The organism is Phycicoccus sp. Soil748 (assembly GCF_001428025.1).
Lineage (GTDB): Bacteria > Actinomycetota > Actinomycetes > Actinomycetales > Dermatophilaceae > Pedococcus.
Genome location: NZ_LMSC01000005.1, coordinates 1 through 23,335, shown reverse-complemented (window position 1 = coordinate 23,335; position 23,335 = coordinate 1). Strand labels below are relative to the sequence as shown.

At 72.7% G+C, this 23,335-nt stretch carries 25 protein-coding genes, 1 tRNA gene and 1 pseudogene; 11 read left to right on the top strand and 16 right to left on the bottom strand.

The genetic code is table 11. From position 1 onward, the window contains the following. The first annotated feature begins 4 nt into the window (after positions 1–4). Positions 5–697, top strand: a complete 693-nt coding sequence (locus tag ASG70_RS02680) for a hemolysin III family protein (RefSeq protein WP_056882699.1) — start codon at positions 5–7, stop codon at positions 695–697. A gap of 39 nt (positions 698–736) precedes the next feature. On the opposite strand, the gene ASG70_RS02675 is transcribed toward ASG70_RS02680, so the two are convergent. Genes ASG70_RS02675 through mca form a run of 3 tightly spaced genes read right to left on the bottom strand, consistent with a single transcriptional unit; the run spans position 737 to position 2,383 of the window. Next, positions 737–1,132 (bottom strand): VOC family protein, encoded by a 396-nt coding sequence (locus tag ASG70_RS02675; RefSeq protein ID WP_056882321.1) that lies wholly within the window; start codon positions 1,130–1,132, stop codon positions 737–739. 16 nt (positions 1,133–1,148) lie between these two features. Next, a complete protein-coding gene (locus ASG70_RS02670; RefSeq protein WP_056882320.1) occupies positions 1,149–1,448 on the bottom strand; it encodes a hypothetical protein in 300 nt (99 codons plus the stop codon). Continuing rightward, the gene (mca, locus tag ASG70_RS02665; protein ID WP_056882319.1) at positions 1,445–2,383 is read right to left on the bottom strand and encodes a mycothiol conjugate amidase Mca; all 939 of its coding nucleotides are present in this window, start codon (positions 2,381–2,383) and stop codon (positions 1,445–1,447) included. The genes ASG70_RS02670 and mca overlap by 4 nt, the downstream gene beginning before the upstream one ends. Before the next feature lie 95 nt (positions 2,384–2,478). Here mca and ASG70_RS02660 point away from each other — a divergent pair, with 95 nt between their 5' ends. Next, complete coding sequence (locus ASG70_RS02660; RefSeq protein WP_056882318.1) at positions 2,479–2,844, top strand: DUF4307 domain-containing protein; 366 nt, start codon at positions 2,479–2,481, stop codon at positions 2,842–2,844. 259 nt (positions 2,845–3,103) lie between these two features. After that, positions 3,104–3,598 carry a transcription elongation factor GreA gene (gene greA / locus ASG70_RS02655; RefSeq protein ID WP_056882317.1) on the top strand — a complete coding sequence of 165 codons (495 nt, stop codon included), beginning with the start codon at positions 3,104–3,106 and terminating at the stop codon, positions 3,596–3,598. Between the two features lie 81 nt (positions 3,599–3,679). Here greA and ilvA read toward each other — a convergent pair whose 3' ends face one another. Then, positions 3,680–4,903, bottom strand: coding sequence for a threonine ammonia-lyase (gene ilvA / locus ASG70_RS02650; RefSeq protein ID WP_200949175.1), 1,224 nt, complete (start codon positions 4,901–4,903; stop codon positions 3,680–3,682). A 138-nt stretch (positions 4,904–5,041) separates the two neighbouring features. On the opposite strand from ilvA, the gene ASG70_RS02645 reads away from it, so the two are divergent. Beyond that, positions 5,042–6,415 carry a ferric reductase-like transmembrane domain-containing protein gene (locus tag ASG70_RS02645; protein WP_056882316.1) on the top strand — a complete coding sequence of 458 codons (1,374 nt, stop codon included), beginning with the start codon at positions 5,042–5,044 and terminating at the stop codon, positions 6,413–6,415. Positions 6,416–6,486: 71 nt separating this feature from the next. Here the strand turns inward: ASG70_RS02645 and ASG70_RS02640 are convergent, their stop codons facing one another. From ASG70_RS02640 to ASG70_RS02625, 4 genes are read right to left on the bottom strand one after another with little or no spacing between them, the layout of a single operon-like run. After that, the gene (locus ASG70_RS02640) at positions 6,487–7,821 is read right to left on the bottom strand and encodes a glutamate mutase L (RefSeq protein WP_056882315.1); all 1,335 of its coding nucleotides are present in this window, start codon (positions 7,819–7,821) and stop codon (positions 6,487–6,489) included. A gap of 49 nt (positions 7,822–7,870) precedes the next feature. Further along, positions 7,871–9,070 carry a cystathionine gamma-synthase gene (locus ASG70_RS02635; protein ID WP_056882314.1) on the bottom strand — a complete coding sequence of 400 codons (1,200 nt, stop codon included), beginning with the start codon at positions 9,068–9,070 and terminating at the stop codon, positions 7,871–7,873. Between the two features lie 10 nt (positions 9,071–9,080). Beyond that, positions 9,081–9,566 carry an MOSC domain-containing protein gene (locus tag ASG70_RS02630; RefSeq protein ID WP_235531308.1) on the bottom strand — a complete coding sequence of 162 codons (486 nt, stop codon included), beginning with the start codon at positions 9,564–9,566 and terminating at the stop codon, positions 9,081–9,083. After that, a complete protein-coding gene (locus ASG70_RS02625) occupies positions 9,563–10,570 on the bottom strand; it encodes a GNAT family N-acetyltransferase (protein WP_056882313.1) in 1,008 nt (335 codons plus the stop codon). Before ASG70_RS02625 ends, ASG70_RS02630 begins: the two co-directional genes overlap by 4 nt. A gap of 98 nt (positions 10,571–10,668) precedes the next feature. On the opposite strand from ASG70_RS02625, the gene msrA reads away from it, so the two are divergent. Continuing rightward, on the top strand, positions 10,669–11,397 hold the full coding sequence (gene msrA / locus ASG70_RS02620) for a peptide-methionine (S)-S-oxide reductase MsrA (protein ID WP_369818869.1): 729 nt from the start codon (positions 10,669–10,671) through the stop codon (positions 11,395–11,397). A 43-nt stretch (positions 11,398–11,440) separates the two neighbouring features. Further along, positions 11,441–11,929 (top strand): GNAT family N-acetyltransferase, encoded by a 489-nt coding sequence (locus ASG70_RS02615; RefSeq protein WP_056882311.1) that lies wholly within the window; start codon positions 11,441–11,443, stop codon positions 11,927–11,929. Here the strand turns inward: ASG70_RS02615 and ASG70_RS02610 are convergent. Next, entirely contained in the window at positions 11,853–12,368 is a 516-nt protein-coding gene (locus ASG70_RS02610) for a DUF1992 domain-containing protein (RefSeq protein ID WP_056882310.1), read from the bottom strand. The two genes, ASG70_RS02615 and ASG70_RS02610, sit on opposite strands and share 77 nt — an antisense overlap. 57 nt (positions 12,369–12,425) lie before the next feature. On the opposite strand from ASG70_RS02610, the gene ASG70_RS02605 reads away from it, so the two are divergent. Further along, a complete protein-coding gene (locus tag ASG70_RS02605) occupies positions 12,426–13,316 on the top strand; it encodes an ABC transporter substrate-binding protein (RefSeq protein WP_056882309.1) in 891 nt (296 codons plus the stop codon). A 105-nt stretch (positions 13,317–13,421) separates the two neighbouring features. Here the strand turns inward: ASG70_RS02605 and ASG70_RS02600 are convergent, their stop codons facing one another. Continuing rightward, positions 13,422–14,798: a cystathionine beta-synthase gene (locus ASG70_RS02600; RefSeq protein WP_056882308.1), complete on the bottom strand. Its 1,377-nt coding sequence runs from the start codon at positions 14,796–14,798 to the stop codon at positions 13,422–13,424. 109 nt (positions 14,799–14,907) lie between these two features. On the opposite strand from ASG70_RS02600, the gene ASG70_RS02595 reads away from it, so the two are divergent. After that, a complete protein-coding gene (locus ASG70_RS02595) occupies positions 14,908–16,050 on the top strand; it encodes an SGNH/GDSL hydrolase family protein (RefSeq protein WP_082590003.1) in 1,143 nt (380 codons plus the stop codon). Positions 16,051–16,095: 45 nt separating this feature from the next. Then, positions 16,096–17,319, top strand: a complete 1,224-nt coding sequence (locus ASG70_RS02590; RefSeq protein ID WP_056882307.1) for an acetyl-CoA C-acetyltransferase — start codon at positions 16,096–16,098, stop codon at positions 17,317–17,319. 25 nt (positions 17,320–17,344) lie between these two features. On the opposite strand, the gene ASG70_RS02585 is transcribed toward ASG70_RS02590, so the two are convergent. Beyond that, positions 17,345–17,629, bottom strand: coding sequence for a hypothetical protein (locus ASG70_RS02585; protein ID WP_156399785.1), 285 nt, complete (start codon positions 17,627–17,629; stop codon positions 17,345–17,347). A 24-nt stretch (positions 17,630–17,653) separates the two neighbouring features. Beyond that, positions 17,654–18,511, bottom strand: coding sequence for a Bax inhibitor-1/YccA family protein (locus ASG70_RS02580; protein ID WP_056882305.1), 858 nt, complete (start codon positions 18,509–18,511; stop codon positions 17,654–17,656). A 247-nt stretch (positions 18,512–18,758) separates the two neighbouring features. On the opposite strand from ASG70_RS02580, the gene ASG70_RS02575 reads away from it, so the two are divergent. Further along, positions 18,759–19,634 (top strand): hypothetical protein, encoded by an 876-nt coding sequence (locus tag ASG70_RS02575; RefSeq protein ID WP_056882304.1) that lies wholly within the window; start codon positions 18,759–18,761, stop codon positions 19,632–19,634. Between the two features lie 9 nt (positions 19,635–19,643). Here the strand turns inward: ASG70_RS02575 and ASG70_RS02570 are convergent. The 3 genes from ASG70_RS02570 to ASG70_RS02560 form a co-directional block, all read right to left on the bottom strand. Then, positions 19,644–19,721 (bottom strand) — tRNA-Leu (locus ASG70_RS02570). Between the two features lie 79 nt (positions 19,722–19,800). Continuing rightward, positions 19,801–20,673 carry an SDR family oxidoreductase gene (locus tag ASG70_RS02565; RefSeq protein WP_056882303.1) on the bottom strand — a complete coding sequence of 291 codons (873 nt, stop codon included), beginning with the start codon at positions 20,671–20,673 and terminating at the stop codon, positions 19,801–19,803. Continuing rightward, on the bottom strand, positions 20,666–22,162 hold the full coding sequence (locus ASG70_RS02560) for an NAD(P)/FAD-dependent oxidoreductase (RefSeq protein ID WP_056882302.1): 1,497 nt from the start codon (positions 22,160–22,162) through the stop codon (positions 20,666–20,668). The genes ASG70_RS02565 and ASG70_RS02560 overlap by 8 nt, the downstream gene beginning before the upstream one ends. A 53-nt stretch (positions 22,163–22,215) precedes the next feature. Here ASG70_RS02560 and ASG70_RS02555 point away from each other — a divergent pair, with 53 nt between their 5' ends. Next, positions 22,216–22,854 (top strand): TetR/AcrR family transcriptional regulator, encoded by a 639-nt coding sequence (locus tag ASG70_RS02555; RefSeq protein WP_056882301.1) that lies wholly within the window; start codon positions 22,216–22,218, stop codon positions 22,852–22,854. Between the two features lie 6 nt (positions 22,855–22,860). On the opposite strand, the pseudogene ASG70_RS19455 reads toward ASG70_RS02555, so the two are convergent. Beyond that, a pseudogene (locus tag ASG70_RS19455) lies at positions 22,861–23,335 on the bottom strand (hypothetical protein); the annotation flags it as partial.

The window sequence follows — 23,335 nt, the reverse complement described above, 5'->3', positions numbered from 1 at the left end:
CGCCATGACCACGACACCCGCCCCCCGTTCCGAGCAGGGACCCGTGGAGTCTGTCGTCGCCGCGGTGAAGCCCCACCTGCGCGGCTGGCTGCACGCCGGCATGGTGCCCCTGGCCCTGGCCGCCGGCATCGTCCTCATCGCCCTGGCGCCCACGACCTCGAGCCGCATCGCCGCCACCGTCTTCTCCATCTCCGCGTGGCTGCTGTTCGGCACCTCGGCCGTCTACCACCGCGGCAACTGGTCACCCCGGGTGGCCGGCGTGCTCAAGCGGATGGACCACTCCAACATCTTCCTGATCATCGCGGGCACCTACACGCCGTTCGCGCTGCTGCTGCCCCCTGACCAGCAGCGCACCATGCTGCTGATCGTGTGGATCGGCGCCGTGGCCGGTGTGCTGTTCCGCGTGTTCTGGGTCGGCGCGCCGCGGTGGCTCTACACCCCCGTCTACGTCGCCCTCGGCTGGGTGGCCGTGTTCTACCTCGGCCCGCTGCTGCACTTCGGCGGCCCCGCCATCGTCACCCTGATCGCCGTCGGCGGCCTGCTCTACACCGCCGGCGCGCTCGTCTACGGCATCAAGCGCCCCAACCCGTCACCGCGCTGGTTCGGGTTCCACGAGATCTTCCACGCGCTGACCGTGGCGGCCTTCGTCACGCACTACATCGCCGCGTCGATGACGGTGTACGGCGCGGCCTCCTGACCCTCGGCGCAGGCACCTGACGCAGGCGTACGGCGCCGGTCAGGACTGATCGGCTGGCAGCGGGGCCGTCTGCCAGAGCCCCACGACCGTGCCCTCGGGGTCGGCGAAGTAGGCGTTCCAGCCCATCGGGCCGACCGACATCTTCTCCCGGACCACCGAGCCGCCGCGCTCCTGCACCTGGGCGAGCGTGCGGTCGATGTCGTCGACGTCGATGACCACCACGGGCTGACCCAGCGGCGCTCCACGCTGCCCCATGCCGCCGTTGACGAACCCCGGCTCGGTGGCGCCCCGGTCACCCGAGGGACCGGTGGTGACCAAGGTGTAGGCCATGCCCGGCACGTCCTGCATCTGCCAGCCGAACAGGTCGCCGTAGAAGGCCTTGGCCCGGGCCTCGTCGTCGAACGGGAGCTCGAAATGGACCACGCGACCGCTCATGGCACACCTCCGGGAGTCAGCTGGGGTCGTGCTCCCCAGTGTGCCCCTGGGAGCCCTCGCCGTCATCGGCCGCGGAAGCCTCTGTCGTCCCCTCGTCCCGGGTCGCCGCGTCCGGGCTCGAAGGACGGCCCTTGCGCGCACGCCGCTCCTGCTCGGCCCGCTCGGCCTCCTTGGCCAGCTCCTGCGAGCGGTAGGACATGCGCCGCATCCGGGCGTTCATGTTGCGCATGAGCAGGTAGAGGGCGAGCGCGAGGACGAAGAACGCCACGAACCCCCACAGCCCCGGGGAGACGAGCGAGGACGGGGCGCTGTTCACAGGATCGAGGCCTTGCGCTGGTCGTGCACGACCTCGAGGCCGCCCCGGGTGGCGAGCTCGTCACCGGCGGCGGCGTCCCGGATGCCGGCGAACAGGTCGTCCTCGTCGGGCTCGATCGGCACGTAGGAGAGCGCCGCCTCGTACTCCTCGGTCGGCCAGACCGACGCCTGGAGCTCTCTGGGCACCTGGAACCAGGTGCCGTCGGGGTCGATCTGCGTCGCGTGCGCGAGCAGCGCCTGGTCGCGCACGTCGAAGTAGTCGGCGCAGTGCACGCGGGTGGTGATGTCGCGCGGCGGGCGGTCCTCCCACCGCTCCAGCCAGTCGGCGTACGGGCTCTCCTCGCCGAGGGCGATGAGCGCCTCGTGGAAGGCCACGATCTTCTCCTTGGAGAAGCCCTGGTTGTAGTAGAGCTTCAGCGGCTGCCACGGGGCGCCCGCGTGCGGGTACGCCGACTCGTCGCGGGCCGCGAGGAAGGCCGCCATCGACACGGTGTGGGTCATGACGTGGTCAGGGTGGGGGTAGCCACCGTTCTCGTCGTACGTGGTCATGACGTGCGGCCGGTAGCGGCGGATCTCGCGGACCAGCGCCTCCGTGGTCACGTCGAGCGGCTCCAGCGCGAAGCACCCCTCGGGCAGCGGCGGCAGCGGGTCGCCCTCGGGCAGGCCCGAGTCGACGAAGCCGAGCCAGGTGTGCTGGACCCCGAGGATCTCCTGCGCCCGCTTCATCTCCTCGCGGCGCACCCGCGGCAGGTCGCGCGGGATGTGCACGTCGTCCTTGAGGTTGGGGTTGAGCACGTCGCCGCGCTCACCACCCGTGCACGAGACCACCAGCACGTCCGCGCCCTCCGCGACGTACTTGGCCATCGTCGCCGCGCCCTTGCTCGACTCGTCGTCGGGGTGCGCGTGCACCGCCATGAGCCGCAACCGGTCAGCCACCTGCTCAACCTCACTCGTCCATCGCCGACAATGGGACCACGCGGGTCGGTCGACCCGGGTCCGCTCGACATCCTCTCACCCGTGGAAGGGCCACCATGCCGCTCCCCCGCCCCGCCCCCGGCACCGGTCGCTGGTGGTTCGTCGGCATCATCGGCTGCACCATCGGGGTCGGCCTGGCGGTGTGGCTCGGCCTCGCCAACAGCCTCGGCGCCATCACGGCCACCGACACCGGCTACAAGGTGCTGGACGACCGCAGCGTGCGGGTGGAGTTCGACGTGCACCGGCCCGCCGGCGAAGCGGTCACGTGCCGCATCCAGGCGCTCGACGCGACCTTCGGCGTCGTCGGCGTCACCGACGTCGACGTCCCGGCCTCGGACGAGGGCTCGGTGCACAAGGTGGTCGTGGTCCGTACCGCCTCGCGTGCGGTCACCGGCGTGGTCGACAGCTGCACCGCCCACTGACCGTCCGCCGACCGTCCGCTGACCGGACGCCCTGACGACACCCACCCTGACCAGCCACGACGCCACCGGCCGCCCCGCGGACGCGCGGCTCCCGAGGGCCGGGGGAATGGACCGTTTCGTGGCGCTGGCTGTACCCTTGTGGTTTCACCTAGCGGTCTGGACCTGACGACGCGAGTGGTCGGGGTCCGGGCCGTTGTGCGTAACACCCCTCCCTCCGGCGCAGCCGCGCCGACACAGGGACCCGATCAAGGAGTACGACGTGAGCGACACCGCGACCCCCACCGCGAGCTACCTGACCCAGGAGGCCTTCGACCGTCTGAAGGCCGAGCTGGACCAGCTCTCCGGCGACGGCCGCACGGAGATCGCCAAGAAGATCGAGGCGGCCCGCGAGGAGGGCGACCTCAAGGAGAACGGCGGCTACCACGCGGCCAAGGAGGAGCAGGGCAAGATGGAGGCCCGCATCCGCCAGCTGACCCAGCTGCTCGACAACGCCACCGTGGGCGCCAAGCCCGCCGACGACGGCGTCGTCGAGCCCGGCATGGTCGTCACCGTCGACATGTTCGGCGACGACGTGACCTTCCTCCTCGGCTCGCGCGAGATCGCCGACGGCTCGGACCTCGAGGTCTACAGCGAGAAGTCGCCCCTCGGTGCCGCGATCAACGGCAAGAAGGTCGGCGACAAGGCGAGCTACGAGGCGCCGAACGGCAAGAGCATCCAGGTGACCGTCAAGGCGGCCACCCCGCACGTGCCCTGAGCACACCCCGTACGCCACGAAGGGCCGCACCCCACGGGGTGCGGCCCTTCGTCGTTGCACTGAGCTTTGGGTGCCGGTGCGTCAGCCGAACTTGAGGTGGTAGCCCTTGCCGCGCAGCGCGCGCAGGACCTCCTCGCAGTGCTGCTTGCCCTGGGTCTCCAGCTGCAGCCCGATCTCCACCTCGTCGACGCTGATGGTCGTGCCGGTGCGGATGTGCTCGACCTCGAGGACGTTGGCGTCGATGGCGGCGCAGTCGGCGAGCAGGCGCGCGAGGTTGCCGGGGCGGTCGGGGACGCGGACCCGGAACTGCAGGTAGCGACCGGCGGCCGCCATGCCGTGCCGGATGATGCGCAGCAGGAGCAGTGGGTCGATGTTGCCCCCTGACAGCACCGCGACGACGGGCCCGTCGACGGGCTGCCCGGCGCGGCCCAGCAGGTGGGCGACGGCGGCCGCACCTGCGGGCTCCACGACGAGCTTGGCCCGCTCGAGGATGAACAGCAGCGCGCGCGACAGCTCCTCCTCGGACACCGTCTCCATCCCGTCGACCAGGTCGCGGACGAGGGCGTACGGCACGTCGCCCGGCATGCCCACGGCGATGCCGTCGGCCATGGTCTGCATGTTCTCGTAGGGCACGGGCTTGCCCGCCGCCAGCGACAGCGGGTAGGCGGCTGCCTGCTCCGCCTGCACGCCGACGATGCGCACGTCCGGCCGGGCGGCCTTGACCGCCACCGAGATCCCGGCGAGCAGCCCGCCGCCACCGGTGCTGACGACGATCGTCCTCACGTCGGGGCACTGGTCGAGGATCTCCAGGCCCGCGGTGCCCTGGCCGGCGACGATGTCGTGGTGGTCGAAGGGGTGGATGAGCACCGCCCCCGTCTCGGCCTCCCACTCGCGCGCCTTGACCAGGCACTCGTCGATGGTGGTGCCCACCTGCTCGATGGTCGCGCCGTACGCCCTCGTGGCCGTGAGCTTGGGCATCGGGGCGCCGTGGGGCATGTAGACCTTCACGTCGATGCCGAGCAGCTGGCCCGCGAGGGCGACGCCCTGGGCGTGGTTGCCGGCGCTGGCGGCGACGACACCGCGGGCCTTCTCCTCGTCGCTGAGCCGTGACATCCGGGTGTAGGCGCCGCGGATCTTGAACGAGCCGGCTCGCTGGAGGTTCTCGCACTTGAGGAAGACCTCGCTGCCGACCCGGTCGGACAGCGCGCGGCTGTACTCCAGCGGGGTGGGGCGGACGACGCCGCTGAGCAGGTCCTGCGCAGCGCGGACGTCGTCGAGGGTGACGGACAGCAACGGTGATGCCATGGGCGCAGGTTAGCGCCCGGCAGACGGTGCCACGGACCGTGCGGCGGGGGCTGCACCGCCTGCGCTGTATGCCTGACCTCCAGCCCGGGCGCCGGCCCTACTCTGGGTGGCGTCGCCCCGCTCGGAAGGGGAAGCCTCGTGGCCTTCACCAACCGGTCCGGCCGACGCCTGGGCACCTGGGGAGGCGGCGCGAGACGGCGGAGGCTGGCCCCGCTCCTGTGGACCGCAGCCGTCACGGCCTCGCTCGCCGTGCCGTGGTGGGTCGTGCTGCGCCTGGAGGTGTCCCACGCGCAGGGTAGCTGGCGGTTCCTGTCCCTGGTGGCCAGCACGACTGCCGCCTCGCTGCTGGTCGCCGCGGTCGTCCTGCCGTCGCGGCTGCGGGCGATCACCTCGCACCTCGGGGTGGAGCGCATCCTGCGCCAGCACCGCCTCCTGGCCGTCGTGGCCGCCCTGCTCGTCGCGGCGCACGTCGTCTTCGTGGTGCTGCACGACCGTCAGGGCCTGCGCGTCCTCGACCTGCGGGACGCGCCACCACGGGTCTGGGCCGCCACCGTCGCGACCCTCGCCCTCGCCGGGCAGGTGGTCCTCGCGCTGAGCCGGCGGTCGCGGGGTCGGCGCTACGAGCGCTGGCGCCTGACCCACGTCGTGCTCGCCAACGTGCTCATGGCCACGGCGGCCCTGCACGTGCTCTGGCTGCGGGACCTCACGGCGTACGGGCCGGCCCGGTGGTGGCTCGCGGCGCTGGGCGCCGTCATGGTGGCGGTGACGGCCTACCGCTGGCTGTGGCGCCCAGTGCGCGCACAGCGACGCGCGTACGTCGTCGACGAGGTGCGTGGGGGGCCGGGGGCCACCGTGGTCGTGCTGCACGCCAAGGGGCACGGCGGCATCCCGTTCCGGCCGGGACAGTTCGCGTGGCTCAAGGTCGGCGCCTCCCCCTTCGTCTTCGAGGAGCACCCCTTCACCATCTCCTCCACCGCGACCGAGCCGTGGCGCAAGGAGTTCGCGGTCAAGCCACTGGGCGACTTCACCCAGGAGCTGTCCGGGCTGTCACCCGGGCAGCGGGTCTACCTCGACGGGCCGCACGGGTCGTTCACCCTCGACGGGCTGCACTCCTCGGCGTTCGTCTTCATCGCCGGCGGGGTGGGCGTCACCCCGATGCTCAGCATGCTCCGCACCATGGCCGCCCGCGGCGACCGCCGTCCGACGGTGCTCGTCGTCGCCGGGCGCACCGCGGACGACCTGCTGCACCGGGCCGACCACGAGCACCTCGACGCCAAGCTGGACCTGCGCGTCGTGGAGGTGCTCGAGGAGCCACCGGAGGACTGGCGCGGGGAGGTGGGGTGGCTCACCCAGGCGGTCCTGCGCGGCGCCCTGCCCGTCCGGCGGGCGGCGGGTCGGGTCGACTACTTCGTCTGCGGGCCCGGGCCGATGGTGGCCGCGACGGTGCACATGCTGCAGGAGCTCGAGGTCGGGCCGGCCCGCATCCACACCGAGCTGTTCGACGTCGTGTGAGCGGCCGGGTGGGTCGTCGTGCCGGTCGTCGTGCCGGTCGTCGCGTCGGGCGTCGTGTCGGGCCTGCGGGCTCAGACGACGACGTCGGCGGGGCGCCCGCCCGTGACCGCCCGGGCGAGGCGCAACGCGACCTCGGGGTGCGCCTCGCGCAAGAGACCGACCGCGAAGAGCAGGTAGGCCGCGTCGGTCACCACCGTGGCGTCGCGCGGCACGCGCCAGCCGCCGGCGTGGTCGGCGACCACCGCGCCGAGGACGTCGGCCCGACCCTGCTCGTCCGCGTGGCGCAGGACGCCTCCCGAACCCACCACCACCCGGACGTCGGCCAGCGGCCTGGGGCTGGAGCCCGGCCCCGCAGGGCGGGCGTGGCGGCGTACGGCGACGAGGGCCGCCGCGCGGGCCAGGTCGAGGTCCAGGGCCCGCTCCGTGGCGTCGACCGGCAGGTGGGACGGGTCACGGGCCACGGTGGCGGCGTAGGCGGCCAGCGCGCCGGGCACGGCCACGTGCTCGCGGTGCGCGGCCTCGACCACACCCTCGGCGTTCCAGCGCATGCCGAGGTCGGCCTCCACCGTCCGTGACTGCCACAGGGGTGCCACGACGTCCTTGGCCAGCCCGGCGTCCTCGCCCTGGGGGCGCAGCGCGGAGTAGACGTCGGTGGTGGCGCCGCCGATGTCCACGACCAGGACGTCGCCGTCGAGGTGCTGGGCGAGCACCTCGACACCGTCGAGCACCGCGTCGGGGGTGGGGGCCTGCACCATCCCCGCGAACTTGGGACCCCGGGACAGGCCCTTGCCGCCGATGACGTGCTCAAGGAACGCGCGGCGGATGGCGGCCCGGGCCCCCTCGGGGGCGATCACCCCGATCCGGGGCAGGACGTTGTCCGCCCGCTCGTACCGCCGTCCGGTGGACTCCAGCAGCGCGGCCACCTCGGCCTGGGCCTCGGCGTTGCCCGCCACGACCACGGGCGCACCCAGGCGGGCCCGCGCGATACGACCGGCGTTGTGCAGCAGGACGTCGGCGTTGCCGCCGTCGGTGCCGCCCACGAGCAGCACGAGGTCGGGCCGGGCCGCGCGCAGGGCCGCCACGTCGGCGCCGGTGAGGGGGCCGGAGGTCACGTGGCACACGCGCGCGCCGGCGCTGAGGCCGACGCGGTGGCCGGCCTGCGCCGTCACCTCGCGCTCGTAGCCCACCACCGCGAGGCGCAGGCCACCCCCCGCGCTGGAGCAGGCGAGCACCTCGTTCACCTGGCCGTGGGAGGCGAGCTGCTCGCGCAGGAGGCGGTAGCCGTCGAGGACGTCGGTGCCGATGGTCGTCGGGGTCGCGGCCGTCGCCACGAGGCCGTCCGAGGAGTCGACCAGCGCCGCCTTGGTGAACGTCGACCCGAAGTCGACGCACAACAGCCTGCTCACCGGGCTGTACCCGTCATCGCGTCATCCGTCCCGTCGGCGGCGGGCCGCGTCAGCCGAGCCGGTCGAGGGCCTGCTTCAGGTCGGCGACGAGGTCGTCGACGTCCTCGATGCCCACCGACAGGCGGATGAGGTCGGCGGGCACCTCGAGCTCGGTGCCCGCGACGGAGGCGTGCGTCATCCGGGCCGGGTGCTCGATGAGCGACTCCACGCCACCGAGCGACTCCCCGAGCGTGAACACCTGCGTCTCGGCGCAGACCTTGACCGCGACGTCCTCGCCGGCCTTGAGCTGGAACGAGATCATGCCGCCGAACCGCTTCATCTGGCGGGCCGCGACCTCGTGCCCCGGGTGGCTCTCGAGCCCCGGGTAGTGGACGGCGCTCACGGCAGGGTGGCCGAGCAGGAACTCGACGACCTTCTCGGCGTTGTCGCTGTGCCGCTCCATGCGCAGGGCGAGTGTCTTGAGGCCCCGCAGCACCAGCCACGCGTCGAAGGGACCCGCGACGGCACCGAGCGAGTTCTGGTGGAAGGCAACGCGATCCACTGCGTCCTCGAACCCGGGCACGGTGATCCCGCGACGCACCACCACGGCGCCGCCGACCACGTCGGAGTGCCCACCGCAGTACTTGGTCGTCGAGTGCGTGACGATGTCGGCGCCCAGCGACAGGGGCTGCTGGAGGTAGGGCGAGGCGAAGGTGTTGTCGACGACGAGCAGGGCGCCCGCCTCGTGGGCGACCTCGGCCAGGGCCGCGATGTCGGCGATGCCGAGCATGGGGTTGGTGGGCGTCTCGACCCAGACGATCCGGGTCTGGCCGGGACGGATGGCGGCGCGGACGGCGTCGAGGTCACCCATGGGCGCGATGCTGTGCTCGACGCCCCAGGGCACGAGGACCTTGTTGAACAGCCGGTAGGTGCCGCCGTAGGCGTCGCTCGGCACCACGACGTGGTCGCCGGGGGTGAGCAGCGCGCGCAGCACGGTGTCCTGGCCGGCGAGGCCGGAGGCGAACGCGAACCCGCGCTCACCACCCTCGAGCGCCGCGAAGCACTCCTCGAGCGCGGTGCGGGTGGGGTTGGCCGAGCGGCTGTACTCGTAGCCGCCGCGGAACCCGCCGATGCCGTCCTGCTTGTACGTCGACACCTGGTAGATGGGCGTGATCACTGCACCTGTGCCGGCGTCGGGCTCCTGCCCGGCGTGGATCGCGCGCGTGGCGAATCCGCCCTGCTGGTGGTCTCCGTGCTGCTGCTCGCTCATGCCGGCAAGGCTAACGGCTCGCCGACGCCTCTCCCCCGGCAGCCGTGGGTGGCGCCTCGGCAGGGAGCACCTCCACGGCATCACCGACGCGTACGGTGCCGGACTCCAGGATGCGGAAGACCGCGCCACCGCGGGCGTGCAGCGCTCGCATCGCGCCCGGCCCGACGTAGTCGTCCATGAGGCGGCAGGGGGCGGCGAGCCGCACGACCTCCAGCAGGACGTCGCCGATGCGCATCCGGGTGCCCGGCCTGGTCGGGACCGGTCCGCTCGAGATGGTCAGGTTGCGACGCGTTGCCCCGGCAGGCACCGGTGCCCCCAGGTCGGCTGCCGCCGCGTCGAGGTCTGGCTGTGACTGCACGGTCACGTGCCGGTGCCGCGTCCCGTGGTAGCGGTCCCCGACCAGCCCCTTCCCCGCCTCCGCCTCGACCTGCTGGACGGCCTTCGTGGGCAGCCGCGTGCCCGGCGCCAGGTGGATCGACGTCACCACGGCGGTCACAGGACCTTCTGCCACTCGCGGAGCCACGCGTCGGGCTCGTAGCCGAGCTCGCGGTTCACGGCGAGCATGTGGTGGTTGTCGTCGGCGTTCCATGTGCGGATGCGCCTCACCTCGGGCAGCTCGTCCATGACGGCGAGGGTGCTGGCCGCCTTCAGCCGCAACCCGAGCCCGTGCCCGCGGTGCTCGCGCATGACAAGGGTGTCCTGCTGGTAGCCCAGGTCGGCATGCGCCCCCACCTGGACCTGGGAGTAGCCGACCAACCGCCCGGTCGACTGCTCGACGGCGAAGGTGTCGACCACCCGCCGCTGCATGGCCGCGATGCGCACGTAGCCCTGGCGCACCCGCTCCTCGTCCCACACCTCCTCCTCGAGCCGGAGGTCCCCGAGGGGCACGTCGGTGCTCATGCGGCGGCTCAGCTCGGCCCGCCCCTCCAGCCAGCCGTCCGGTATGCCGTCCCAGCACGTGGCCATCGTGTACCCGTCCTCGGGTGCAGCGAGGACGGCCTCGAGCCGGTCGCGGTCCGCCGGCAGGGGCAGGGTGCTGCGCAGGACCGTCTGCGCCGCGGCATACCCGTGTCGCGCGGCGAACTCCTCACCCGCCGCGTCCCGGTCGCCGAAGGCCCACTCCGTGCCGGCGAGCAGGACCGACCGGCCCTCGTCGCGGGCCGCCCGCTCCCCCGCGTCGAGCAGCGCCGTCCCCACGCCGCGGTGGCGGTGTTGCGGTCGGACGGCGAGGAGGACCTCGGCGACGGTGCGGTTGTCGTGCTGCGGGAGGGTCAGTGCGAGGGCACCCACGACGGTGTCGCCGGCCACGGCCACCCAGGAGACGCGGCGACGCTCCGTGCTGCGCGCCAGCTCCCGCAGCTCCTCCACCCTCCAGCCCGAGTGCGCGTCGCCGAGCGAGCGCCGTCCCGCCTCGTCGAACGTCGCCGCCCACTCACGGAACAGGGCGTCCTGCGCTGGGTCCTGGGCACTGACGGGTCGGATGTCGAGGTCGGTCGTCACCACCCCACCCTGCCGCCCCCGGCCTGCTCCCGGCCACCGAGTATCGCGACGACCGCCGGCGGAACAGCCGGGCACGGGTGGGCGTTGCACGGGACGTGATATTCGGAGCGCGCGCCAAGACCACGCTGCCCACCGCCGAGACCGCCCTCGCGGGGCGGGGCCAGCGACCGTTCCACCTCGACGGGACGCACACCGTCCTCAAGACCCCCATCGAGGGCCCGTGGCCGGAGGGCACCGAGGTGGTGTACGTCGCCATGGGCTGCTTCTGGGGCGCGGAGCGCATCTTCTGGCGGCAACCGGGTGTGGTGACCACGGCCGCCGGCTACATGGGCGGACTGACGCCCAACCCCACCTACGAGGAGACCTGCACCGGGCTCACCGGCCACGCCGAGACGGTGCTCGTCGCCTACGACCCGGAGCAGACGAGCACCGAGCTGCTGCTCAAGAAGTTCTGGGAGAACCACGACCCGACGCAGGGCAACCGCCAGGGCAACGACATCGGCACGGCATACCGCTCGGCGATCTACTGGACCACGCCGGACCAGCAGCGCGTGGCCGAGGCGACCCGCGAGGCGTTCCAGAAGGTGCTGACCGACCACGGGTTCGGCACCATCACGACCGAGCTGCGGTCCGCGGCCGACGCCGGCACGTTCTACTACGCCGAGGACTACCACCAGCAGTACCTCGACAAGAACCCCGGCGGCTACTGCAACCACGGCCCCAACGGCATGACCTGCCCGGTCGGTCTCGTGAAGCAGGACCAGCTGCCCTCGCAGGAGAGCGTGTTGCGCGCCAACGACTCCGGCGGCTACGGCACCGGCAGCTGAGGGGGTTCACCGAGGGCGCCCGGCCACGGCATACGCTGCGCCGGTGCTGATCCGTGACGCCCGCCCCGAGGACCTCGCTGCGTTCGCGCCCATCTTCCGGGCCGTGGTCGAGGACGGGGAGACCTACGCCTACCCCGACGGGCTCGACGACGACGAGATCCGGGCGCTGTGGTTCGAGCAGTCGCCCGCCCGCACCGTGGTGGCTGTCGATGACGACGGCACGCTGCTCGGCAGCGCCAGGATGGGACCCAACCGACCCGGCCGCGGGGCGCACGTCGCCACGGCCAGCTTCATGGTCGGGGAGGCCGCCCGCGGCATGGGCGTCGGCCGCGCCCTCGGCGAGGAGATGCTGCGCTGGGCCCGCGAACAGGCTTACGCGGCAGTGCAGTTCAACGCCGTGGTCGAGACCAACACCGCAGCCGTCGCGCTGTGGGAGCACTTGGGGTTCGAAGTGCTCACGACCGTCCCAGCAGCCTTCGAATCCAGGCGGCACGGCCGCGTCGGGCTCCTCGTGATGCACCGTCTCTTGTAGAGGGAGCAGCAGCCCTGGCCCTCTCGGCCTCACCCACCTTCGCCTCGCGGAGCACGCGCCACTGCCCGACGAGCTCGTCCACGTCGACGATCCGCGCCCACACCGGCGACCGGGGCCCGACGGCCGGCCGCAACCGGTCGAGGCGCACCCGGTGGTTGTAGTCGTCCAGAACCGCTCGCACGCTCTGCTCGGTGCGCAGGTCCAGCAGCGACTCGGGGAAGCCGGCGGCCTCCTTGCGCAGCGCCATCGACGGCGACATCGCCCCGGACAGGTCGAGGTTCTCGCGCTCGACCAGGCCCTTGACCCACCAGTCGGGGTCGTCGTGCTCGGGGTCACCGAGGCTGCGCAGGGGTTTGCCGGCGCCCGGCAGGTTGTCGAACTCCCCGCGTTCCTGCGCCTCCCGGATCGCCTTCTCCACGGGCGACTCCCACCGCTCCATCTTCCGACCCTAACCCGGCCCCTCCGGCGCACGCACGCCTGCCCATAGGGTCGGAGCATGCGCATCGTGTCCCTCCTGCCGTCGACCACGGAGATCCTGTTCGCGGTCGGTGCGGGCCCCCAGGTCGTGGGCGTGACCTTCGAGTGCGACACCCCCGCGGAGGCGCGTGAGCGCACCATCGTCTCGACGACCGCCATCCCGGAAGGATTGCCACCACACGAGATCGACGCCTTCGTCAGTCGCGCCGTGGCTGCCGGGGAGGACCTCTACCACCTCGATGCAGGCGCGCTCTCGGCCCTCGACGCCGACCTCGTGGTCACCCAGGACCTGTGTGCCGTCTGCGCGGTGGACGTCTCGGTCGTCGACGACGCCCTGTCCTACCTCGGATGCCGGGCCGAGGTGCTCACGATCGACCCGCACAGCCTCGAGGAGGTGCTCGTCTCGGTGGGCACCCTGGGCGCCGCCAGCGGCTGCGGCGACGCGGCAGCGGCTCTCGTGTCGGCCTTGCGTGGGCGGCTGGCCGCCGTGGAGGAGGCGGTACGCGGCGCGGCCCGGCCGCGAGCGCTGGTGCTGGAGTGGACCGACCCTGCCTTCGCCCCCGGCCACTGGGTGCCCGAGATGGTGACGGCGGCCGGTGGCAGCAACGCGCTGGGGTCGGCCGGTGAGAAGTCGGTGCGCGTCACGTGGGACGCCGTGCGCGGCAGCGCACCCGAGGTCGTGGTCTGCGCCCCGTGCGGCTACGACCTCGACGGGTCGACCGCGCTCGCACGTGAGGCGATCGCGTCCGGCGAGCTGCCCGACGGCATACCGGTCTGGGCCGTGGACGCCAACGCCAGCTTCGCCCGCCCCGGGCCCCGCCTCGTCGACGGGGTCGAGGCGCTCGCGGGGATCCTCCACCCCGACCGCGCACCGGCGCCTCGCGCAGACATGGCCCGCCGACTGCGCTGAGCGCGGCGCTCCTCACCGACGAAGGGTGGGAACCTGCTGCCTCCGGCGTACCGGAAGCAGCAGGTTCCCACCCTTCGAGGTGAGTGCGGGGCGGAGGCCCCGCGGTCAGTCGACGAGGGAGATGAGCAGGTCGGCCCGGGTGAGGACTCCGACCGGCTTGCCGTCCTCGACGACCATGATGGCGTCGGACTTCTCGAGCTCGTGGCGCGCCACGGTGACGGCCTCTCCTGCACCGACGAGCGGCAGCGACGGCTCCATGTGCTTCTCGACCGAGTCGGTGAGGTGGGCGGTGCCGTTGAACAGCGCCTCGAGCAGGGCCCGCTCGCTCACCGAACCGGCGACCTCGCCGGCCATGACCGGCGGCTCGGCCTTGACGACGGGCATCTGCGAGACGGAGTACTCGTGGAGGATCTCGATGGCGTCGCGCACGGTCTCGGTGGGGTGGGTGTGCACGAGGGCGGGCAGGTCGCCGGCCTTGCTGTGCAGCACCTCGCCGACGGTGGTCTCGGCCTTGGAGTGCATGAAGCCGTAGGAGCTCATCCACTCGTCGTTGAAGATCTTCGACATGTAGCCACGGCCGCTGTCGGGCAGCAGCACGACCACGACCGCGTCGGCCGGCAGGTCCTTGGCCGCGCGCAGGGCGGCGACGACCGCCATGCCGCAGGAGCCGCCGACGAGCAGGCCCTCCTCCTTGGCGAGGCGGCGGGTCATCTCGAACGAGTCGGCGTCGCTCACGGCGATCACGTCGTCGACGACGGCCGGGTCGTAGGCGGTCGGCCAGAAGTCCTCGCCCACGCCCTCGACGAGGTAGGGACGGCCGGTGCCGCCGGAGTAGACCGAGCCCTCGGGGTCGGCGCCGATGACCTGGACGCGACCACCCTCGCGGTCGGCGGAGACGTCGCGCAGGTAGCGACCGGTGCCGGTGATGGTGCCGCCCGTGCCGACGCCCGCGACGAAGTGGGTGATGCGGCCGTCGGTGTCGGCCCAGATCTCCGGGCCCGTCGACTCGTAGTGCGAGGCCGGACCGTTCTGGTTGGCGTACTGGTTGGGCTTCCACGCGCCCTCGATCTCGCGCACGAGGCGGTCCGAGGTCTCGTAGTAGGAGTCCGGGTGGTCGGGGGCCACGGCGGTCGGGCAGACCACGACCTCCGCGCCGTACGCCTTGAGCACGTCGCGCTTGTCCTGGCTCACCTTGTCGGGGCACACGAACACGCACTTGTAGCCCTTGCGCTGGGCCACGAGCGCCAGGCCGACACCGGTGTTGCCCGAGGTGGGCTCGACGATGGTTCCGCCGGGCTTCAGCTCTCCGGATGCCTCGGCTGCCTCGACCATCTTCAACGCGATGCGGTCCTTCACCGACCCGCCGGGGTTGAGGTACTCGACCTTGGCGAGGATGGTCGCCGCGATCCCCTCGGTGACCGAGTTGAGCTTGACCAGGGGCGTGTTCCCGACGAGGTCGGCGATGTGCTCTGCGTACTTCACCCGGTCATCCTCTCAGACCTCTGCCGGAGGCCGGACCAGGCCGGGGTGGGGCACGCTGGGTCCGGGCGGCTCGTTTACCGTGGCAGCCTGGACAGCGAAGGGGAGACCGATGGGTCGGGCACGACGGGCGCGCAGGATCGCGGCCACTGCGGCGTACGGCGGCGGGGGCCTCGCGGCCGGCATCGGCATGGTCGGCGCCCTCGGCTACGGGCTGCTCAAGGTCGAGGCCCAGATCGCGCGCAAGGTCGTGGGCCAGCCGTTCGACGGCGCCCCGGACGACAACGGCACGTACGGCGCCGGCGCCGGTGAGCCCGTCGAGCTCGTCGTCCTCGGCGACTCCTCCGCGGCCGGCATGGGGGCCGACCACGCCCACCAGACCGTCGGCGCGATCATCGCCAACGGCGTCTCCGCCCTGACCGGACGGCCGGTCCGGCTCACCAACACCGCGGTCATCGGAGCCGAGTCCTCCGGGCTCGAGCTCCAGCTCGCCAACGCCCTCGACCGCGTGCCCCGCCCCGCCGTGGCGGTCATCATGGTCGGCGCCAACGACGTCACCCACCGCATCGACAAGGCCATCGCCGTGCGGCACCTGGAGACGACGGTCCGCTCGCTGCGATCGCTCGGCACCGAGGTCGTCGTCGGCACCTGCCCCGACCTCGGCACCATCGAGCCCATCCCCCAGCCGCTGCGCCTCATCGGCCGCCGCTGGTCCCGCGACATGGCCGCCGCGCAGACCGTGGCCGTCGTCGAGGCGGGCGGGCGCACCGTGTCGCTCGGTGACCTGCTGGGACCCGAGTTCTACGAGCGCCCGCACGAGATGTTCAGCGCCGACCGCTTCCACCCCTCCCCCGCCGGGTACGCCCGCGCGGCAGCGGCCCTGCTGCCCAGCGTGTACGCGGCGCTCGGCGTCTGGTCCGGCGACGAGGTCGAGGAGCGGCAGCCCGACACCCGTCGCGGGGAGGGCGTGGGCCCGGTGGCCGTCGCTGCGACCTACGCCGTGCGCGACCCCGGCACGGAGGTCAGCGCCACCCAGATCGCCGGGCAGGCCCGGGGCCCACGTGGCCGCTGGGCCAAGCTCCTGCGCCGGCCCCGGATCCCCCTGCTGGACCGCCAGCAGGCCAACGGCCCCGCCAAGGGGACGCTCGACGGTGCGTCCGACGGCCGGCCCCGTGCCCTCGACGGCGAGAGCAAGACCACACCGCGGGCGGCAGACGCGCACCCAGCACCACGGCATACCATCGAGACCGACTAAGCGACCGCTTATCCGGGCGGTCGACCTCGACGAGGAGGAACCCCCGTGACCGAAGCCGTCATCGTCTCCACCGCCCGCACGCCCATCGGCCGGGCGTTCAAGGGATCGCTCAAGGAGATCCGTCCCGATGACCTGTCGGTGCAGGTGATCCGCGCCGCGCTCGCGAAGGTCCCCGAGCTCGACCCCACCCTGGTCGAGGACCTCTACTGGGGCTGCGCCGAGCCCTCGGGTCGCCACGGGTCCAACATGGCTCGCGTCGTCTCGGTGCTCGCAGGCTTCGACGGGCTCCCCGGCTCCACGATCAACCGGTTCTGCGCCTCGTCGGTGCAGACGACCCGCATGGCCTACCACGCCATCAAGGCCGGCGAGGGCGACATCTTCCTCTCCGGCGGGGTCGAGTGCGTGTCGCAGTACACGAACTGGGCCGGTGCGGGCGGCTCGTCGGGTGACGACCAGAACCCCGCCTTCAAGCCCGCGCAGGAGCGCAGCGAGGCCATTGCCAAGTCCAACGACACGTGGACCGACCCGCGCGAGCAGGGCCTGGTCCCCGACGTCTACCTCTCGATGGGCCAGACGGCCGAGAACGTCGCGACGCTCAAGGGCATCAGCCGCGAGCGCCAGGACGAGTGGGGCGTCACGAGCCAGAACCGCGCCGAGAAGGCCATCGCCGACGGGTTCTTCGAGCGCGAGATCGCGCCCGTCACGCTGCCCGACGGCACCGTCGTCAGCAAGGACGACGGCCCGCGTGCCGGCGTCACCCTCGAGGCGCTGCAGGGGCTCAACCCGGTGTTCCGCGAGCAGGGCACCATCACCGCCGGCAACTGCTGCCCGCTCAACGACGGTGCCGCCGCGGTGGTGGTCATGAGCGACACCAGGGCCAAGGAGCTCGGCCTCACCCCGCTCGCCCGCGTCGTCTCGACCGGCGTCTCGGCGCTGTCGCCCGAGATCATGGGCCTCGGCCCCGTCGAGGCGTCCCGCCAGGCCCTCGCCCGCGCCGGCATGACCATCGACGACATGGACCTCTACGAGATCAACGAGGCCTTCGCCGCGCAGGTGCTGCCCAGCGCCGACGAGCTCGGCATGGACTTCGACAAGCTCAACGTGCACGGTGGGGCCATCGCGCTCGGCCACCCGTTCGGCTCGACCGGCGCCCGCATCACGACGACCCTGCTCAACGGGCTCGCCTCGCGCGACGGCCAGCTCGGCCTCGAGACCATGTGCGTGGGCGGCGGCCAGGGCATGGCCATCATCTACGAGCGCCTCAGCTGAGGACCCCCACCGCAGCTGCGGACCCTCACCCCAGCTCGGCCAGGAGGCCCCGGAGCCGGCGCGGCAACGCGTCGACGCCGGGGCCTCCTGCCGTGCAGGCGTCGTGCACCAGCACGGTCAGCTGGTCCATCACCACGGCCGGTCCGAGGTCGGGCAGCCGCGCAGCGTCGGCACCGGCGAGGTCGACCAGCACGGCCCGGACGGTCGGGACGCGCGACAGCGCGTGGTCCAGCGGCAGCTGTTGCCACCGCCGGACCACGCGCTGGAGCTCGGTCGAGACCTCCTGCGGCACCGGCGATCTCGGAGGCACGTCGGTCTCGGGTCGGTCGTCGGGTCAGTTGTTGCGCAGGCGGCCGAGCAGCCGCAGGATCTCGAGGTAGAGCCACACGAGGGTCACGATGAGCCCGTGGGCCAGCAGCCACGAGTACTTCTCGGGGGCACCTGCCGCGATGGCCCGGTCGATCGAGTCGAAGTCGACCGCGAGCATCGCCGAGGCGAGGCCGATGGCGAACAGGGAGATGCCGATGCCGAGCCCTGACGTGCCGCCGATGCCGAACGGCGCCTGGGTGAACAGGGTGTAGCCGAGGTTGATGAGCGCGAAGATCACGTAGCCGATGACCGCCATGGTGACGATGCGGCGGAACTTCGCGGTGACCTTGATCAGGCCGGTCTTGTAGGCGAGCAGCATCCCGGCGAAGACGGAAAGCGTCGCGAGGACGGCCTGGGCGACGATGCCCTGGAACACCGGCACGTCCTTGGACTTGTCGAAGACCGTCGAGTAGATGTTGCTGACCGAGCCGACCAGGGCGCCCTCGAAGACGGCGTAGGCGACGATCAGCGGGACGCTGACCGTCTTCTTGAACGCGATGACCAGCCCGAGCACGAGCGTCGCGGCGATGCCGCCGAGCATGAGGGGCAGGCCGAACGAGGGGGTGAGCTGCCAGGCGATGATCCCCACGACGACCACGATGCTGAACAGCGCCGCGGTCTTCATGACCACGTCGTCGATGGTCAGGCGACGGGTCTGGACGGGCCCGGCGGAGGGCTGGTTGTAGAGGTCCTGCAGCTGCTGCGGCGTCATCGCGTCGGTCGACGCCATGCCGGCGGTCGGCTGCTGGGGGGCGCGGCCGAAGCCGGCGTAGCCCTTGCGGGACTCCTTGTCGATCCGGTCGAACACCGGGTTGCTGGCCATGCGTTGCTCCTCGAGGGGCGGTGGTGCGGCCGTGCGGAAGGCCGCTCACCCCACCCTACGGCGGGAGCGACCCAGAAGTTCCCGGGCGCGGCTCCCGTCCGGTCGCGTCCCATCGGCCCGACTTCTCCACCATTCGACGCACTTCAGGTGCCCATTCCGGCGGAAGTGCCACGACGCACTGGATGGCAATACTCGAACGTCCCCTTTCGAAGAGATCGTCCGCGTTTCGAGAGCGAAGGCGAGTGCCATGACCATTGACCCCGACCACACCCCGTCGTCGACGCGCCGGATCCTGCTGCTCCTGCTGGCGTGCGTCCTCGCGCTCGCACTGCCCTTCATGGTGATGCGCGCGATCGCCCCCCGCCCCGCGTCCTCCGCCGACCCTGCCGGAGTCGCCGCGCTGGTCGCGGGCAGCGCCGCCGCGACCGCTCCCCGCGGGACCTCCACCAACCGCCCGACCGCCAGGACCGCGACAACCGGCAGGACGGCCACCGCGACCGGCGCCACCTCGACCTCCGCCCCGTCCTCCACCACCTCGACCTCCGCTGCGTCCTCGAGCACCTCGGGTCCGGCCGGCGGCACCGAAGCCCTGGCTGCCGACGCCGAGGCCTGCCGGCTGGCGAACCTCCGGCAGCAGTCGCCGCTCAGCGCGGCCGCGGTCTCCCTCGCCCAGTTCGACAAGCACATCGACGCCATGAACCTCTTGGTGGCCGGGAAGATCACCCTCGCCGTGGCGACGACCTTCTGGGACCAGACCCGCGTGGGGGCGGCCCAGAACGCGGCAGCCTTCCGCAGCGCCGACAAGCAGCTGACCGCTGCCACCTCGACGTGCCGGCCGCCGGACCCCTCGGTCGCCTACAGCACGCCGTACGGGCAGCTGCTGGCCATCTCGGGCTGCGCCAACGCCATCAAGGCGCGGACCACGGAGCTGGCCCGGGCCCGGGCCGCGGTGACCACCTGGGAGCACCACATCCACGACATGGAGATGCTGCGCACGGGGCACATCACCCCGGCCCAGGCGACAGCCGCCTGGAGCAAGAACTGGAAGACCGGGGCGGGGCAGCTGGCGGCCTACGACGCGGCGGCCGCAGCCGCCGCGAAGCTGCACTGCTCGCTGGACTGACCCAGCCGATGGTGCCCCCGACGGGGGTCGAACCCGCACCTGTGGCGATTTTAAGTCGCCTGCCTCTGCCAGTTGGGCCACGGGGGCGCGCCCAGTATGCCGCCACGGGCGCCGCTCAGGTCGCGCGCCTCAGCGGCTCACCGGCGCGCCCCTCAGGTCGTGCGGCTCAGGTGGCGCGTCCTCCGCTGACGTCCGACCCCCGTCGGCCGGCTGCCCGCTCGGTGATGCGCCGGGCGCCGGTGGCCTGGAGCTGGATGACCGCCCGTGCCAGCGGCGGTGCGTAGCGCAGCCCGCGCCACGAGAGGTGGGCGAGGAACCCGACGGGGATGACGGCCTTGTCGGCGGCCAGGCCGTCGACGGCTCGCCTGGCGGTGTGCTCGGCGGTGAGGAACCGCGGTTGCAGCATCCGGACGCGCGAGCGGACGCTGCTGCCCCCGAAGCTCGCCGGCGCCTCGTACATGGAGTCGAGCAGCGGGGTGTCGACGAAGCCGGGGCACAGCACGCTGACCCGGATGCCGAGCGCAGCGGCCTCGGCGCGCAGGGCGGTCGAGAGCCCGACGACCGCGTGCTTGGTCGTCGTGTAGGGCAGCATCGACGGCGCCGGGATGAGGCCGGCGAGCGAGGCGGTGTTGAGGATGTGCCCACTGCCCTGTCGGCGCATCACCGTGTAGGCGGCCGTGACCCCGTGGACCACGCCGCGCAGGTTGACGTCGATGGCCTTGTCCCAGTGCCGCTCGTCGAGCTCCTCGAGCAGGCCGCCGAGGCCGATGCCGGCGTTGTTGACCATGACGTCGAGCCGCCCGTGCTCGGCCACCACGGCGTCCACGACGGCCCTGACGGCTGCCGCGTCGACCACGTCGAGCTCCACGGCGTCGGTGCGCGGCCCCAGCTCCCGCGCTGCCGCCTGCGCCGCAACCAGGTCGAGGTCGGCGATGACGACGTGGCTCCCCCGGGCGACGAGCTCGGCGGCGATGGCCTTGCCGATGCCCGAGGCGCCGCCGGTGACGATGCTCACCTGGGGGGCGAATGCCTTACGCATCAATGGTCTCCTTGGTCCGGGCGGCCGTGGGGCTGTTCGTGACGGGGACGAAGACGGAGTCGTCGATCCTGCGGGTCCGCCACCAGTAGGCCAGCGTCGACCCCGGCCACAGGGCGGTGTTGTGGCCGAACCGGTCGAGGTACCAGCTGCGGCACCCGCTCGCCCAGACGGTGTGGCGTGTGCGCCGCTCCATCTCCGCCGTGAAGGCTGCCTGCGCGGAGTCGCTGGTGACGCTGGCCCCGGCCGCGCGGGCCCGCTCGATCCCCTGCAGTGCGTAGCGGGTCGCGAACTCGCTCATCATGACGACCGAGCTGTGGCCGAGCCCGGTGTTGGGGCCGAGCAGGAGGTAGAGCTCGGGGAACCCCGCGACGGTGACCCCGAGGTGCGTGTGGGCGCCCGTGGACCACTCCTGCGCCAGGGTGCGCCCGTCGAGGCCGGTCACGGCGATGCGGTCGAAGCTGCCCGTCAGGGCGAAACCGGTGCCGAGGACCAGCGCGTCGACCTCGTGCCGCGCCCCGTCGGCGGTGACGACGGCATCGGGCTCGACCCGCGCGATGGGCTCGGTGACGAGCGAGACGTCGTCACGGTCGAACGTCGGCCAGTAGGTGCTCGAGAGCAGGATCCGCTTGCAGCCCAACCGGTATCGAGGCGTGAGGCGGTCGCGGACCTCGGGGTCGCGGACCGCCTTGCGCAGCTCCCGCAGCGCCACCCGCTCACCGAGACGGGCGAGGGCCGGGAAGCGGACGAACAGGGGCGCCCGCGCCTCGAGCTCCCAGTAGGTGCGCCAGCGCACCGCGCGCTGCAGCACCGGGAAGCGCCGGAACAGCCGCTGGCGGCGCGGGCTCCACTCGACGTCCTTCTTGGGCATGGTCCACGCCGGGGTGCGCTGGAACACCGTCGTGTGGGCCGCGCGGGGAGCGAGCTCGGGGACCAGCTGCACGGCGCTCGCGCCCGTCCCGACGACGCCCACGCGCAGGCCGTCGAGACCGTCGTCCTCCGGCCACTGCGCCGTGTGCATCAGCGCGCCCGCGAAGTCGTCCAGGCCCTCGATGTCCGGGCGAGCCGGCTGGTGCAGGCCGCCCACGCCCAGGACCAGGGCGTCCGCGGTCCACTCCCGGCCGTCCGCGGCGGTGAGCTCCCAGCGCCGGCGCTCCACGTCGTACCGGGCCTGCCTCAGGTCGGCGCCGAGGACGACGCGGTCACGCACCCCGTGCCGCCGCGCGACGTCCTGGAGGTAGGCCCAGATCTCGGGGGCGGGGGCGTAGTCGCGGCTCCAGTCCGCCTTCTGGTCGAAGGAGAAGCTGTAGAGGCGCGACGGGACGTCGCAGGCGCAGCCGGGGTAGCGGTTGTCGCGCCAGGTCCCGCCGATGTCGTCCGCCTTCTCCAGCAGGACGAAGTCGCGCTCCCCGCGCTGGGAGAGCCGGATCGCCATCCCGAGGCCCGAGAAGCCCGTGCCCACGATGACGACGCGGTGGTGCGGTGCGGTCATGGACGAGGAACTTACCATCGGTAAGTTACCAAGGGTAGGGGTAGCATCACCGCGTGCCCCGACCCTCCGCTGCCGCGACCCGTACGCCGCGCGTGCGCGTGCCGCGCGCCGAGCGGGAGGAGCAGATCCTCACCGCCGCCGAGCAGGTCTTCGCCGAACGCGGTTTCCACGCCACCAGCATGGACGAGGTCGCGGAGCGGGTGGGAGTGACCAAGCCGCTCATCTACGACTACTTCGGCTCCAAGGAGGGCCTGCTGTCGGCGTGCATCACGCGCGCTCGCACGCAGCTGCGCGAGGCCACCGAGCTGTCGTGGGCCTCGGTCGGCCCGGACGCCCCGCTCTCGGAGGTGTTCGAGGCGGGCGTGCGCGCGTTCTTCGAGTTCATCGACGCCCACGCCACGGCGTTCGTGCTGATCCGGCAGGAGGGTGCGGTCGCCTCGCAGGCCAACCCCCTCATCGAGAGCATCCGCGAGGAGCAGTCGGCCGCGACCGTGGCGACGTTCCGCGCCGCGCCCGGGCTCGGCGCCGTGCCCGAGGAGCTGCTGGAGGGATGCGCGGAGGTCGTCATCGGCGCCTGCGAGCGGGTGGCCGTGTGGCGCGCAGGGCGTCCCGGCATCGGGGTCGAGGACGCCACGGCGATCGTGGTGTCCAGCGTGTGGGGCGGCCTGTCCAGCCTCCTCACCCCGCGCTGACGCCGGCTACCCGGCCGCCCCGCCGTGGGGTTCCCCGCCCTGGGGTTCCGCGCCCTGGGGTTCCGCGCGCTGGGGTTCCGCGCCCTGGGAGACCGTGGTGCCGCGCAGGATCGGTCCGGCGAGCAGGGTGGTGATGGCCGAGGGCGTCGGGCGGGCTGTGGGGTCCAGCAGCGCGGTCACCACCCGCTGCTCCTGCTCGGTGCCGGCCAGACCCGCGTCCGGGTCGGCGACCGCCGCCCCGGAGGCGCCCGCGAAGAGTGACGGCAGTGCCGCGAACTGCGGGTCGGAGGAGTAGCCGCCGACGTTGTCCGTGCCGTCGTCGAACTTCTTGCCGGGCAGCGGCCGCGTCTGCGACGTGTGTGGGTCGGGCAGCTCGCCGCAGTCAGCGGGGCGCTTCTCGCCCCAGCGGGGTTCCTCCCCCGGCCGGTACCCCGCCCGCTGCGGCGCCACCTCGACCGTGATGTGGAACCGGTCGGACCGG

Bases quoted from the DNA above. Each gene is read 5' to 3' on its own strand.
- ASG70_RS02680 (WP_056882699.1), top strand. From the start codon at position 5: ATGACCACGACACCCGCCCCCCGTTCCGAGCAGGGACCCGTGGAGTCT.
- ASG70_RS02675 (WP_056882321.1), bottom strand. From the start codon at position 1,132: ATGAGCGGTCGCGTGGTCCATTTCGAGCTCCCGTTCGACGACGAGGCC.
- ASG70_RS02660 (WP_056882318.1), top strand. From the start codon at position 2,479: ATGCCGCTCCCCCGCCCCGCCCCCGGCACCGGTCGCTGGTGGTTCGTC.
- ilvA (WP_200949175.1), bottom strand. From the start codon at position 4,903: ATGGCATCACCGTTGCTGTCCGTCACCCTCGACGACGTCCGCGCTGCG.
- ASG70_RS02635 (WP_056882314.1), bottom strand. From the start codon at position 9,070: ATGAGCGAGCAGCAGCACGGAGACCACCAGCAGGGCGGATTCGCCACG.
- ASG70_RS02610 (WP_056882310.1), bottom strand. From the start codon at position 12,368: ATGGAGCGGTGGGAGTCGCCCGTGGAGAAGGCGATCCGGGAGGCGCAG.
- ASG70_RS02605 (WP_056882309.1), top strand. From the start codon at position 12,426: ATGCGCATCGTGTCCCTCCTGCCGTCGACCACGGAGATCCTGTTCGCG.
- ASG70_RS02595 (WP_082590003.1), top strand. From the start codon at position 14,908: ATGGGTCGGGCACGACGGGCGCGCAGGATCGCGGCCACTGCGGCGTAC.
- ASG70_RS02580 (WP_056882305.1), bottom strand. From the start codon at position 18,511: ATGGCCAGCAACCCGGTGTTCGACCGGATCGACAAGGAGTCCCGCAAG.
- ASG70_RS02575 (WP_056882304.1), top strand. From the start codon at position 18,759: ATGACCATTGACCCCGACCACACCCCGTCGTCGACGCGCCGGATCCTG.
- ASG70_RS02565 (WP_056882303.1), bottom strand. From the start codon at position 20,673: ATGCGTAAGGCATTCGCCCCCCAGGTGAGCATCGTCACCGGCGGCGCC.
- ASG70_RS02560 (WP_056882302.1), bottom strand. From the start codon at position 22,162: ATGACCGCACCGCACCACCGCGTCGTCATCGTGGGCACGGGCTTCTCG.